This window comes from Colwellia sp. BRX8-5, from assembly GCF_014077325.1.
Taxonomy (GTDB): Bacteria; Pseudomonadota; Gammaproteobacteria; order Enterobacterales; family Alteromonadaceae; genus Colwellia_A.
In genome coordinates this window covers 1-14,029 of record NZ_JACGVR010000053.1, presented here as the reverse complement: position 1 = coordinate 14,029, position 14,029 = coordinate 1, and the positions used below count along the sequence as shown (strand labels likewise).

Below are 14,029 nucleotides of genomic sequence, written 5' to 3'. Positions count from 1 at the left end.
CGCTTCGCTATCCGTGAAGGTGGTCGTACTGTTGGTGCTGGTGTTGTATCTAAAATCATCGCATAATTGCAGATTTTAGTTCTCACGAGAACTTAAAGAAAAGACGCTTAGGCGTCTTTTTTTATATCTAGATTTTAGTGAAATTGTCAAACAGTCAAAACTGTCAAAGTTACTAACACAGAGCAGGTGTTGTATCGCTGTACCTAAAAGAAGCATCGCATAATTGCAGATTTTAGTTCTCACGAGAACTCAAGAAAAGACGCTTAGGCGTCTTTTTTTATCTCTAAATTTTAGCAAAACTGTAAAATCGCTAACACAGGGCAGGTGTTGTATCGCTGTACCTGAAAGAGGCATCGCATAATTGCAGGTTTAAGTGCTCACGAGAATTCAAAAAAAGACGCTTAGGCGTCTTTTTTTATCACTAAATTTTAGTGAAATTGTGAAACAGTCAAAGTTGCTAACACAGAGCAGGTGTTGTATCGCTGTACCTAAAAGAGGCATCACATAATTGCAGATTTTAGTTCTCACGAGAATTCAAGAAAAGACGCTTAGGCGTCTTTTTTATGTCTTATTTCAGTGATCAAAAGAATAGAATGAAATTAATTACGAATGATAACTATTATTGTTTGCAATAATCATTAGAGCTAATTACAATACATGCAAATGAAAGTGATTCGTATTTGTATTGGTGCAGTAAGATGAAAAACAAAATTTCTGTTTTATCAACATTGGCAATGGTCAGTTTTTGTAACCTTGCTCAGGCTGATGATCAACCCTCTGTTATTAACTTTAACAAACAACAGCAACAAATTGAAAAGCTTCAAAGTGAACTTAGACAATTAAGTCTAGCCGTATCCTCAACAAGTCATAAAGATCAGCTAAATTATTCAGCCGTCAAAAATTGGCACATTACCTCTTATGGCAGTGTACTTTATAAAACGGAAGATGTTTTTCGTAACACGCAAGACACACAACCACAAAAGCGCAGCATAACTGATGTCGAACGCGTTGTTTTAGAATTTGGTTATCGGTTTGATCCCCAATGGCAAGTTGAAATAGAGTTAGAGTACGAACATGGTGGTACGGGCGCAGCATTAGAATATGATGGCTTCGAAGAATTCGGCGAATTTGAAACTGAGATAGAAGCGGGTGGTGAAGTTCTGGTTGAAAAATTAGAACTCAAATATGCTTACAATGACTACTTTGCTATTAAACTTGGCAGAATATTTGTCCCTGTGGGTTTAGGGACTGAGTTACACAAACCTGATCAATATTTTACTACCCAGCGTCATTGGAGTGAATCAACACTTATCCCCCAAGTTTGGCATGAAACCGGGATTAACTTCACTGCAAATTGGCAAGGACTTAAGGCGCAAGCTTTACTGACGACAGGCCTTAATTCTGAATACTTTCGTACTTATCGCTGGGTAGCCAGTGGTCACCAAAAAAGATTCGAAACGATCAATGCCGACGACTTAGCGTTAACGCTTCGAGTAGATTATGGCGACCTTAAAAAAGGCTCAGGGATAGGCGCTAGTTTTTACAGCGGTAACACCAGTGGTAATCGCAATAATACCAATAATATTTCAGCGGATGGCCATTTATCCATTATCGGGCTCAATGGCGTTTATCGTTATCAAGATTGGACGCTACGAGGTCAGTATTTATTCGGCAAATTAGATGACAGCTTAGCCATTACTGCCGCTAATAAAACAACGCCAGGATTAAAGCCAGGTAACTTTGCTCAATTAGGTAGTGAAGCTGAGTCAGCATTTCTAGAAGTCGCCTATAACAGTCAATTTCTGCTTGGTCTTAGCAAACCTTTGTATCTATTTACTTCATATGATTATGCCAACCCTATTAAAGAAGTAGCAGGGGGCTTAGCTACCTCTCGTTTTGATATTAAAGAAATTGCCATCGGTGTGAACTACATACCAATAAAAAATGTGGTACTTAAAGCTCAGTTTGCTGAAAAATCTTATGCACAAAACAACCTTAATAATACCCAAAGTTTTAGCCTATCGATGGGCTATTATTTTTCAATATAACCATCAGTTTAAAAGACGACTGTAAATTTAAAGGAATTAAAAATGTCATTGAAAACTTCACTCTTCGCAACGACCACAGCAATATTAATGTTATCTGCATGTGGTGGTAGCAGTTCTTCGCAGTCAATACCTGTTATAGAAGAACCATCAGGCTTCGCGTTTGATGCAACAGCTATGATAAGTAATATAACAAACGATATTATTGTTGAAGGTTATAACGACCTGAACACCAAAGCAGAGATCTTTCACTTAGCGACCTTGTCATTATTAAATTCTCCGAGCCAAGAAACATTATTGGCAACTCAACAAGCATGGCAAACAGTTCGCCAACCTTGGGAGCAAGGAGAAGCTCATATTTTTGGACCAGTAGATGCCTTATCTATAGATCCTCACTTAGATACCTGGCCATTAAATACCAGTGATCTGCAAAGTTTATTAGCAACACAAAGTGGTTTTAATGCCGAGGTTATCAAGTTATTTAACGACGATGTTCAGGGCTTTCATACCATGGAGTTTCTACTTTTTGGCGATGGCTTAACCGATAATGCTAAAGCGATAGATGAAATGACAGCGTTAGAGCGTGAATATTTAGCTGCTACTGCAGAAGTGTTTCGTGAATATACCCAATCGCTTTTTGATGCATGGACGGTTAGACATGATGCCAATGATACAAACTCATTACCCTACCAAGAATTTTTGCTGATACCAGGTAATGACATTTATGCGTCTGAACTAGGCGTCGTAGAAGAATTAATTAATGGCATGATAGGTATTGTTGATGAAGTCGCTAACGGAAAAATTGCTGAACCCTTTGGTAGTGATATTAACTCAACGGATACCTCGTTAGTTGAATCACAATACAGTTGGAATTCACTGGCTGATTTCACAAATAATATTCAAGGGGTTAAAAATGTTTACCTAGGGACCACAAATTCACAAGCTGTGACCGATGTAGGAATTATTAATTTCGTTCAAGCCGCGGATAGTGCTTTAGCTATTCGCATCGATACCGAAATAACGACAGCAATAACAGCAATTAAAGCGATTTCAGGTGAAAATGATATGCCGTTCAGGCAAGCAATTAATGATGTAGAAGCACGTGTTCGTATTCAAGCCGCTATTGATGCTTTAAGTATTTTACAAACATCATTAGAGAGTGATGTGCTTATATTGTTGAATAACTGGAATAACTAACAGTGATTTAGTTGCTAACCGACCCCTAAAGGATGTAAGCCGTGCAAGGATGCACTTCCCTTTAATTTATAAATAGAACAAAACTTATGTTAAATATGAATAATATAAACAAGGGTTTAATAATTACGATTAATCTTTTACTGGCAACATTATTTCTTAGTGCCTGTAATCGTGAGAGTCAGTCAAATGATAATGCTGTTGTTGAACCTGATTACCCTGATTATACTTTTGTTGAAAACCTAGGTGATAAAGCGACAGCATTTGATGCTAGTGATTCAGGGCATGGCTTTTCAACTCCAATAACGACCTTAACTGACGCTGAACTAAACCAACACCTGACTGGCGATGCTAATTTTGAAATGGCGTTTACAACAGCGCCAAATATGGAACACCCTGAATTAGATGGTTTGGGACCGGTTTTTAATAATCAAAATTGTAACTCATGCCACCAGCGTGATGGTCGTCCATCTACATTAACCATTCCACAAGACCAAGATCGTATTTTATTAGGCGCTAATGCCGGTATTTTTTTGAGAATGAGTATTGAAGACGGTGAATGCACAGCGCCGTCAATTAATAATAACTATTGTCAAAATAAGCCTGTGCAAGGTTTTGGTACCCAGCTATTTCATCGAGGTGTGTTAAAAGCACGGGCTGATTGGCAAGATCACCCTTTTGTTGGTCAAGCCGATGTTTATTTAGCTTATGAATTTAAAACAATAACGTATGCCAATGGTGATACGGTTGAATTAAAGAAACCGGTATTTACCATTGAAAATGCTTACGATGTTGGCGACGGTCAACAACGCGATAGTGCGATTATGCAGGTTGATGTGCGTTATAGCCCACGTAATGGCATGCCAATCTTTGGTTTAGGTTTGTTAGAGCTCATCGCCGAAGCGGATATATTAGCGTTAAGTGATGAGCTAGACACCAATAACGATGGTATTTCAGGTCGTCCTAATTGGGTTTTCGACCCAATTAAAGCGAAAAACAAAGATCTTATACCTGTATCACTTGGACGCTTTGGCTGGAAAGCAAGCACACCCAGTGTTCGTGTTCAGTCTCTGGGGGCATTACGGGGTGATATGGGAATTACCAATCCGTTATTTCCACAGGAGAGCATCGCTAATTCACCTTTGCATGAAAGCTATTTAACGCGGACAGGTTTTATTGATACCGGTGTTGATGAACAAGGAGGTAGTGAAGCAAGCCAAGAGTTCTCAGATGATGTTGTTTTTTATGCGGAAACATTAGCGGTGCCATCAAGACGCAATGTAAATAATGAAATGGTAATTGCCGGCGCACAATTATTTGAAGAGGTCGGTTGTGTGTCTTGCCATCAACCAGACTTTACTACGATAAGTGGTGATATTTTGGTGGGGGGAGTACCTGCACCTGAGTCATTAAAAGGACAACATATTTACCCCTTCACAGACATGTTATTACACGATTTAGGCGCAGAATTAGCAGATAATCGTCGTGATTTTATGGCAACAGGCAATGAGTGGAAAACTCGACCACTGTGGGGAATAGGGTTAACTAAAACAGTGAATCCTGCCGCAGGTTTTTTACATGATGGTCGAGCGAGTACGGTAGAAGAAGCAATACTTTGGCATGGCGGTGAAGCGCAACAAGCTACCGACAAGTTTATGGCATTAAGTGTTAATGAACGTGAGCAACTAGTCTCTTTTGTTATGTCTTTATAAGTCAGCGCCGCGCCGACAATGTTATTATTTCTCCAGAAGAAGTGGGCTTTGCGCAAAGCATCACTTATTCAAGGCGTTAAAGAGTTACTTTAACGCCTTATTTTTTAAAAAACGAGTGAGTAAATCGTAAGTTATAGTCTAAAAAAATACGTGTCTTATTAACCGTCTTCCTTTAAGTGATATTATTTTTTTAAAAAGCGGGATGGTGATTCAACAGGATCAGCCTTTAATCGTAAGTTATAGTCTAAACGATGCGTGTCTTATTAACCGTCTTCCTTTAAATGATATTATTTTCTAAAAAACGGCGTAGTAAATCGTAAGTTATAGTCTAAACGATGCGTGTCTTATTAACCGTCTTCCTTTAAATGATATTATTTTCTAAAAAACGGTGTAGTAAATCGTAAGTTATAGCCTAAAAACGCTGTAGATCTTTACTTATACACCACTTATTAATTCTTTTTTCAAAATACTGCTCGACGAAAATGCTGAGTTTTCAGGTAACTGTGTGTGTCCTGCTAAGAGATAAATGACTTTCTGTCCATTCTCTGCGAGTTCAAGTGCATGTTGAAAATTAATAAGTATTGATGAAGTAATACTTTGTGGATACTTTTCAGCATCACGGCGTATATATTCAATTAGGTCGATATTAACGTCATCGTCATAAAATACCGCTTCAGCAAATTGCATTTCTCGGTGAGTCTGTAGGGTTAATTTATCTGGATTACCATCTAATGTATGAACAAAGACAATTTCACCTACCGGCGGTGTAATTTCTTTCTTTATGCTGGCAATAAGCTGTTGTTCAGCTTCGGGTATATTACCTTGTAAAATCTGCTCACCGATAGGCCCTCTTAATACGCTTTCCCAGAAGGTCCTACGGTTGCGAAGCCCTCTTACTCTTGCTTTAACATGATCTCGAAATTTAAAAGAGAAATCTGCAAGCCTACCGTAGCCATTAGGTAGGGTTTTTTCAATTTGTTCTCTAAGCATCCTTAACAGTATAGGGGCACTTCCAGAGCTAGACATAGCGATAATCATCGGTGCGCGATCTATGATTGCTGGCGTGATGTAAGTACAGAGTTCAGGTTGGTCAACAACATTGGTGAGAATGTTGAGCGGTTGTGATTCACCAGCAACCGCTTTATTGACTTCGCCATCGTCGGTAGCTGCAATCACTAAGTTCATGCCAATTAAATGGCCGCTTTGGTAATTGTGAGCGAGCCAATGTAGATCATGGCCATCGACTAATCGTTTCACACTTTCAGATAAGCTTGCAGCCATAACCGTAATGTTAGTGGTACTTTTTAGCAATAATTCAATTTTACGTGCCGCGACATCACCACCACCAATGATCATTGCCGATATGTTTTTACCCTCAAGAAAAATGGGGAAATATTTCATTTAAATAACCTATATTGTCTTTAATCTGTGTATGAGCCTAAACAATTGCGTTAAGACGGTAATGATAAAAGTTTTTCACTGATGGCTAAACCATTACTGTCGCCGTAGATGAACTGTCCGGGAATAAAATGAATGCCGGCAAAAGTAATGGGAATATTTACTTCACCAATACCTAGTTTCTCAGTTTTAATTGGGCAACAACCCAATGCTTTTACACCTAGTTTTAGCGTGGCAATCGTACCCGCATCACGAATACAGCCATTAATGACCATTCCTTGCCAACCATTTTTAACCGCTTTTTCAGCAAGCATGTCACCTAACAGTGCACGTGTGGTACTTGCTTTACCATCAATAACCATGACTTTACCTGTGCCGTCAGTATCTACCAAGGCTTTGACTTTTGAATTGTCATTAAAACAAGACACGGTGACTATTTCCCCATAAAAAATGTTATTTTTGCCATAGTCAGTAAATAGCGGTTGTGCCAGTGTTAATGCGTTAGGGTAAATGTCATATAAATCAGGGAGAAGATCGAGCATCGTAGAGTTCCTTATTAGGCCAGAGGGAATAATTATCCTAGCAATACTCTAGCAGAAGTCTTTGTAGGTATTAACTAACAAATGCTAAACTAGTGAAAAATTTATAGTGAGCACCTCCCATGCCTTGGATACAACTTCGCTTGAGTGCGAATGAAGACACATCAGAAAAATATAGTGATTGGTTAAGTGCTTGTGGCGCGCAAGCCGTGACGTTTATCGACGCCCAAGATACCCCTATTTATGAGCCGCTTCCGGGTGATGAAGTTATCTATTGGCACAATACCGTGGTAATGGGCTTATTCGATGCCAGCCATGACATGGATAAAACCATTACTTATTTGAAAAGTATCCATCCAGATAAAAACAATATGGCTTACAAGTTAGAGCAACTTGAAGATAAAGATTGGGAAAGAGAGTGGATGGACAACTTCCATCCAATGAAATTCGGTGAGCGTTTATGGATTTGTCCAAGCTGGCGCGAAGTTCCTGATCCAACCGCGATTAATGTTATGCTTGATCCAGGTTTAGCGTTTGGCACAGGCACCCATCCAACCACGGCATTATGTTTAACCTGGTTAGACGGATTAGATTTAGTCGGTAAAACTGTAGTTGATTTTGGTTGTGGTTCAGGAATTTTATCGCTGGCGGCACTTAAGCTAGGCGCGAAAAAAGTCATTGGTATTGATATTGATCCACAAGCATTACAAGCAAGTAAAGCAAATGCTGAGCGCAACGGTATTGCAGACCGTTTAGAACTTTTCTTACCAAAAGATCAGCCAAGTTTTAAAGCTGATGTGGTTGTCGCTAATATTTTAGCCGGACCATTACGTGAATTAGCGCCAACGATTATTGAATTTGTTGCACCAAATGGTCACCTTGCACTGTCAGGTGTTTTAGAAGAACAGGCCAATGAACTGCAAAATATTTATAGTCAGTGGTGTGAAATGGATGCCATTGCTGTTCAAGATGAATGGGTTCGTCTTTCAGGTAAAAAAAATTAGTCAAAAACCCTGTTATTAATTGAGCAGTATTCGTTAGCTATTTGTACAAATTCTGCTCACATCAATAGTTTGCAAAAAGTCAATATTAAAAACGCAAAAAAAAGCAAGAATTGTTCAATTTATATGCTTTTCAATTCCCTTAAAAACACGTAAACTTAGCGCCCTTTTGAATAGTAGCTCAAAAAAACAGCAACATGAATATAGGTTCGTATACTTTATCAAGTAATGTAATGCTTGCTCCAATGGCCGGAATAACCGACCAACCTTTTCGACAACTGTGTTGTCAAATGGGAGCAGGGTTAGCCGTGTCAGAAATGATTTCGTCTAATCCCAAAGTATGGCATACCGAAAAATCTAAGCGACGAAGTATTCATAGTGAATTTGCAGGTATTCGTTCGGTACAAATTGCCGGTTCAGATCCTGAAGAGTTAGCGTTTGCTGCTAAAGTTAATGTTGAAAATGGCGCACAAATTATAGATATTAATATGGGCTGTCCTGCTAAAAAGGTCAATAAAAAGCTCGCGGGTTCTGCATTATTAAAAGAACCTAAATTAGTTGAAGAAATAGTGCGAAGTGTTGTTGATGCGGTAAACGTGCCAGTAACACTTAAAATTCGTACCGGCTGGTGTGAGAACACTCGCAACGGCATTGAAATTGCTAAAATTGCTGAGCACAACGGTATTCAGTCTTTAGTCGTTCATGGTCGCACCCGTAATGATTTTTATAAAGGGGATGCGGAATACGAAACGATAAAAGCCATCAAGCAAGCGGTTAGTATTCCCGTTGTGGCTAATGGCGATATTACCAGCGCAATCAAAGCGGCGCAGGTATTAAATTTTACTGGGGCTGATGCCGTAATGGTGGGTCGTGGTGCCCAAGGGAAACCTTGGATTTTTCGAGAGATTAATCATTTCTTGAAAACGGGTGAACATTTGTCTGCCCCCTCATTGGAAGAGATTTGTCCGATAGTTATTGGGCATGTAAAGGACTTACACAACTTTTACGGTGACTTTATGGGTGTTCGTTTTGCTCGTAAGCACGTTGCTTGGTATATGCTCGCGTATGATCAAGAGAAAAAATTTCGTTCTGTTTTTAATGCGTTAGAGTCATCTACCGATCAACTTGATGCATTAGAACTGTATTTTGATAATTTAAATTAACTAGAAAGAGTCTGAACTTTATGTTTGAACAAAATATTTCATCACCATTCGTTACTGGCAAGATCCAAACTCAAGCTGAGTATTCTCCATTACGTACTCAAGCTAAACAAGCTATCAGTAACTACTTATCGCAATTAAATGGTAATGATGTAGATGATATGTACGACCTTGTACTTTCTGAAATCGAAGCGCCAATGTTAGAAGAAGTTATGAAGTATACGCGCGGTAACCAAACACGTGCAGCTAACTTGTTAGGTATCAACCGTGGTACTTTACGTAAGAAGCTTAAAAAATACGGCATGAACTAAAAAATAGACAGGTTGTCCCTGTCAATCGAAAGCACCCTAGGGTGCTTTCTTTATTTCTAGCTAAGGGGTTTTCTTCAGCTAGCTACTCATTACTGAGTAAAGGATTTATTTTAAAAAATCACTGCCAAGGACAAATGTCAACGGCCAGACAATTAAACTAACTTTAAGGTTAACAATAAAGCAATGGATACTCCACGCCCAATCAAACGTGCATTATTAAGTGTTTCTGATAAAACAGGTATTGTCGATTTCGCTCGTAGTTTAGCGCAAAAAGGTGTTGATATTTTATCAACCGGCGGCACAGCAAAATTATTAGCTGATAATGGTATACAAGTTACTGAAGTTTCTAAATACACAGGTCACCCTGAAATTATGGACGGTCGTGTTAAAACACTTCATCCAAAAGTTCATGGCGGAATTTTAGCGCGCCGTGGTATGGATGAAGCCGTTATGGCTGAAAACGATATTAGCGCGATTGATCTTGTTGTCGTTAACCTTTACCCATTTGCTAACGCAGTTAGTGATGAAAACTGTAGCTTAGAAAACGCGATTGAGAATATTGATATCGGTGGACCCACTATGGTTCGTGCAGCGGCAAAAAATCATAAAGACGTGACGATTATTGTTAATGCTCACGATTATGAGCGCGTATTAGCAGAAATGAATAGTAACGATGATTCATTAACGTATAACACACGCTTTGACTTAGCTATTGCTGCCTATGAACATACTGCCGCTTACGACGGTATGATCGCAAATTACTTTGGCAAAATGCTTAGTGCGCGAAGTGGTGAAAAAAGCGAAGTTAACTTTAAAGAAAAAAACAAATTTCCACGCACCTTTAACAGTCAGTTTATTAAAACTGAAGATTTACGTTACGGTGAAAACTCGCATCAGGATGCTGCTTTTTATGTCGAAGCAAATCCTGAAGAAGCATCGGTTTCAACGGCTAAGCAATTACAAGGCAAAGCGCTTTCTTATAACAATATAGCTGACACGGATGCCGCTTTAGAATGTGTTAAAGAATTTGATGAGCCGGCGTGTGTTATCGTTAAACATGCTAACCCTTGTGGTGTTTCTATTGGTGACAATATCTTAGCCGCTTACGAAGGTGCTTATCGTACAGATCCTACCTCAGCATTTGGTGGCATTATCGCCTTCAACCGTGAATTAGATGCCGACACAGCAGAAGCTATTGTTTCTCGCCAGTTTGTCGAAGTTATTATCGCGCCAAGTGTTTCAGAAGCTGCGGCACAAATTGTTGCTGCTAAACCTAACTTACGTTTATTAGCCTGTGGTGAATGGTCGACCAAAACTACCGGTTTTGATCTTAAACGTGTTAATGGTGGCTTATTGGTTCAAGACAGAGACCAAGGAAAAGTGACCAGCGATGATTTGAAAGTTGTTACTAAACGCCAACCCACTGCTGATGAAATGCGTGACTTACAATTCTGTTGGAAAGTAGCGAAATACGTGAAATCTAATGCGATTGTTTACGTTAAAAATAGCATGACTATTGGTGTCGGTGCCGGTCAAATGAGCCGAGTTTACTCAGCTAAAGTTGCTGGTATCAAAGCTGCAGATGAAAACTTAGAAGTTAAAGGTTCAGTCATGGCATCTGATGCATTCTTTCCATTTCGTGATGGTTTAGATGCTGCCGCTGAAGCGGGCATTACTGCTGTTATTCAACCGGGCGGTTCTATGCGTGATAATGAAGTTATTGCCGCTGCCGATGAACATAACATAGCTATGGTGTTCACCGGAATGCGTCACTTCCGCCATTAAGTAGGTTTGCTTATCGTTGGTTAAATAAAATTATTCGTTGGAAGTGCTCAAGTAGATAAACTACGCTCCGCGCTTCCGCTTTTAATTTTCACTAACCAGCTTAAAGCATTTCCAAATAACGGCTTTATTAGCCTTGTTGATAAAATGTTACACTTCAACAAGGTTAAATACTTTTCTTTTATCCCCCTTATCTGTTTCTTCTTTTAAAATCTGCTATAACATGTCGAGTTAACCTTTATTCTTGATATGGAAAAGCAAATGAAAACAATAAAAACTTTATTATCAGCTTCAATCATTAGCCTGTCATTAGCCAGCGTTTCTTACGCTGATCAAGCCATGCAACCTATGGCTAATACACAGTTAGCCCAAGCGGTTGCTAGTGAACATAGATCAGCGGCTAATAAAATACGTGATGAATACCGTCATCCACAACAAACCTTAGAATTTTTTGGTTTTAATTCATCAATGACTGTTGTTGAGATAACACCTGGTGGTGGTTGGTACACTGAAATTTTAGCCCCAGCGTTAAAAGGCAAAGGAAAGTTAATCGGTGCTCATTATCCTGATACCGGTGAAGACAACTATTACAGTAATTCCCGTAAAAATTTAGTAAAAAAATTGGCTAGTCATGAGATGTTTAGTGAAGTTGAACTCTCTAACTTTGTGCCTAAGAAAGCCAGTGAATTAGCCCCCGCTGGTTCTGCGGATATGGTACTTACTTTTCGTAATTTACATAACTGGGGAGAAGAAGGTGTTAGCCAAGTATTTATTGATGCCTTTAAGGCATTAAAAACTGGTGGTATTTTAGGTGTCGTTGAACATCGTTTACCAAAAGGCGCAACAGCTAACGATATGAATAGCGGCTATGTTTCTGTGGAAAAGACAATTGCACAAGCTGAAGCTGCTGGATTTACTTTTATTGCCAGTAGTGAAGTAAATGCTAATGCTAAAGACAAAGCAAGTTATGAAAAAGGTGTCTGGACATTACCCCCGTCACTTGCATTAAAAGATAAAGATAGAGAAAAATATCTGGCTATCGGTGAAAGTGATCGAATGACTTTAAAATTTGCAAAAGTAGCTAAATAATCTTAAGACTTGCGCCATAACTTCCCTTATAATGGCGCAAGTTTTTTAGCATATTTTCTAGCAAATAAAGTAGGGTTAAGATAAATGAATGTTTTAGTAATAGGTAGTGGTGGTCGTGAACATGCACTCGCATGGAAAGCTGCACAATCATCACAAGTAGAAAAAGTATTTGTTGCACCAGGTAATGCCGGTTCAGCAACAGAAAATAAAGTAGAAAATGTTGCCATATCCGCTGGCGATACTGCTGCACTAGTCGACTTTGCTAAAACTCAAAACATTACTCTAACGATTGTTGGCCCAGAGCAGCCACTTGTTGACGGCGTTGTTGATGCCTTTCAAGCCGAGGGGTTAACTATTTTTGGTCCAAGTGCTAAAGCGTCACAACTTGAAGGTTCAAAAGCATTTACTAAAGACTTCTTAGCTCGTCACAACATTCCTACAGGCTGGTACCAAAATTTTACTGAAATAGAAGCTGCGTTAGCTTATGTTCGTGAAAAAGGCGCACCTATTGTTATTAAAGCTGATGGCTTAGCAGCTGGTAAAGGCGTTATTGTCGCAATGACATTGCCAGAAGCTGAAGACGCTATTAAAGATATGCTTGCTGGTAATGCTTTTGGAGATGCCGGGCATCGTGTTGTCATCGAAGAATTTTTAGATGGTGAAGAAGCGAGCTTTATTGTTATGGTTGATGGCAAAAATGTTTTAGCCATGGCAACAAGTCAAGATCATAAGCGTGCTTATAATAATGACGAAGGACCAAATACAGGTGGTATGGGCGCTTATTCACCAGCGCCAGTAGTTACCGCTGAACTTCATCAACGTATTATGGATGAAGTCATATATCCTACAGTGCAGGGTATGGCTAAAGAAGATGCCCCTTATACTGGTTTCTTATATGCTGGCTTAATGATAGATGCGACAGGTACGCCAAAAGTGATTGAATACAACTGTCGATTTGGTGATCCAGAAACACAACCTATTATGATGCGTTTAAAGTCTGATATCGTTGAGTTATGTTTACTAGCCTGTGCTGGTAAGTTAGATACAGCGACTATTGATTTTGATCCACGTCCAGCTGTCGGTGTAGTATTAGCGGCCGGCGGTTATCCAGGCACTTACGCCAAAGGTAAAGTGATTTCAGGTTTAGAAACTAACCAGCATCCCGACAGAAAAACATTCCATGCGGGCACCACTGAAATTAATGGTGAGATAGTGACGGCTGGCGGTCGAGTGCTTTGTGCTACTGCATTAGGCGAAACGGTTACACAAGCGCAAAAATCTGCCTATGCTTTATTACACGAAATAAGCTGGGAAGAAGTACAATTCAGAACAGATATTGCCTATCGTGCAATCGCTAGAGAACAAAGTTAACTTATACTTTTTAAGTGTTGAAATGAAAGCCTCTTTTAAGAGGCTTTTTTATTAGCTAAAATCCACGAATATCTCAAGATCCCCTACAGTAAACTGAAATGATCATTGTTAGGTTTTGTTTAGTTATAACTGATAAAAAATTAATAATTACTGTAGTAGCTTTAATAAAGCTCAATAACAACGCGGTATGTATGTTAATTGACCGAACGATCGATTATTTCAAATTTATGACAAAAAAGGGTTGACGCCCAGCGAGAAATGTCTAGAATGCGCTCCAGTTCCAAGGGGTAACCCAAACGAACGTTTTGATAAGTTATCTACATCACTTTAGAGTAAAGTAGTTAACTTAACGTTTTATAGATAAGGTTTGAATCTTCGAAAAGAAACTTCAAATTAAATTAAATAAAACGTTGACATCAAAACTGAG

12 protein-coding genes are annotated in these 14,029 nt (G+C 39.2%); 10 read left to right on the top strand and 2 right to left on the bottom strand.

The genetic code is table 11. The features are described from left to right. From H4J62_RS20790 to H4J62_RS19585, 4 genes are all read left to right on the top strand, one after another. Positions 1-66 (top strand): hypothetical protein (locus H4J62_RS20790; RefSeq protein WP_139083085.1); only part of this gene is annotated, 66 nt, incomplete at its 5' end. A gap of 632 nt (positions 67-698) precedes the next feature. Further along, positions 699-2,048, top strand: coding sequence for a hypothetical protein (locus H4J62_RS19595; RefSeq protein ID WP_182218435.1), 1,350 nt, complete (start codon positions 699-701; stop codon positions 2,046-2,048). 42 nt (positions 2,049-2,090) lie between these two features. Then, positions 2,091-3,242 carry an imelysin family protein gene (locus tag H4J62_RS19590; protein ID WP_182218433.1) on the top strand — a complete coding sequence of 384 codons (1,152 nt, stop codon included), beginning with the start codon at positions 2,091-2,093 and terminating at the stop codon, positions 3,240-3,242. Positions 3,243-3,337: 95 nt separating this feature from the next. Further along, complete coding sequence (locus H4J62_RS19585; RefSeq protein ID WP_182218431.1) at positions 3,338-4,951, top strand: di-heme oxidoredictase family protein; 1,614 nt, start codon at positions 3,338-3,340, stop codon at positions 4,949-4,951. Positions 4,952-5,386: 435 nt separating this feature from the next. Here H4J62_RS19585 and H4J62_RS19580 read toward each other — a convergent pair whose 3' ends face one another. Beyond that, positions 5,387-6,352 carry an NAD(P)-dependent oxidoreductase gene (locus tag H4J62_RS19580; protein ID WP_182218429.1) on the bottom strand — a complete coding sequence of 322 codons (966 nt, stop codon included), beginning with the start codon at positions 6,350-6,352 and terminating at the stop codon, positions 5,387-5,389. Between the two features lie 50 nt (positions 6,353-6,402). Further along, positions 6,403-6,891 carry a putative 4-hydroxy-4-methyl-2-oxoglutarate aldolase gene (locus tag H4J62_RS19575; protein ID WP_182218427.1) on the bottom strand — a complete coding sequence of 163 codons (489 nt, stop codon included), beginning with the start codon at positions 6,889-6,891 and terminating at the stop codon, positions 6,403-6,405. A 119-nt stretch (positions 6,892-7,010) separates the two neighbouring features. Between H4J62_RS19575 and prmA the strand changes: the two genes are divergently transcribed. The 6 genes from prmA to purD all read left to right on the top strand — a co-directional run bounded on the left by prmA (position 7,011) and on the right by purD (position 13,602). Further along, positions 7,011-7,892 (top strand): 50S ribosomal protein L11 methyltransferase, encoded by an 882-nt coding sequence (gene prmA / locus H4J62_RS19570; protein WP_182218425.1) that lies wholly within the window; start codon positions 7,011-7,013, stop codon positions 7,890-7,892. A 194-nt stretch (positions 7,893-8,086) separates the two neighbouring features. Then, positions 8,087-9,052 (top strand): tRNA dihydrouridine synthase DusB, encoded by a 966-nt coding sequence (gene dusB, locus H4J62_RS19565; RefSeq protein ID WP_070375037.1) that lies wholly within the window; start codon positions 8,087-8,089, stop codon positions 9,050-9,052. A gap of 20 nt (positions 9,053-9,072) precedes the next feature. Next, positions 9,073-9,360 (top strand): DNA-binding transcriptional regulator Fis, encoded by a 288-nt coding sequence (gene fis / locus H4J62_RS19560; protein WP_070375036.1) that lies wholly within the window; start codon positions 9,073-9,075, stop codon positions 9,358-9,360. A 183-nt stretch (positions 9,361-9,543) separates the two neighbouring features. Beyond that, positions 9,544-11,145: a bifunctional phosphoribosylaminoimidazolecarboxamide formyltransferase/IMP cyclohydrolase gene (purH, locus tag H4J62_RS19555; protein ID WP_070375035.1), complete on the top strand. Its 1,602-nt coding sequence runs from the start codon at positions 9,544-9,546 to the stop codon at positions 11,143-11,145. A 258-nt stretch (positions 11,146-11,403) separates the two neighbouring features. Continuing rightward, entirely contained in the window at positions 11,404-12,231 is an 828-nt protein-coding gene (locus H4J62_RS19550) for a class I SAM-dependent methyltransferase (protein WP_182218423.1), read from the top strand. An 84-nt stretch (positions 12,232-12,315) separates the two neighbouring features. After that, a complete protein-coding gene (gene purD / locus H4J62_RS19545) occupies positions 12,316-13,602 on the top strand; it encodes a phosphoribosylamine--glycine ligase (RefSeq protein WP_182218422.1) in 1,287 nt (428 codons plus the stop codon). Positions 13,603-14,029: the final 427 nt, after the last annotated feature.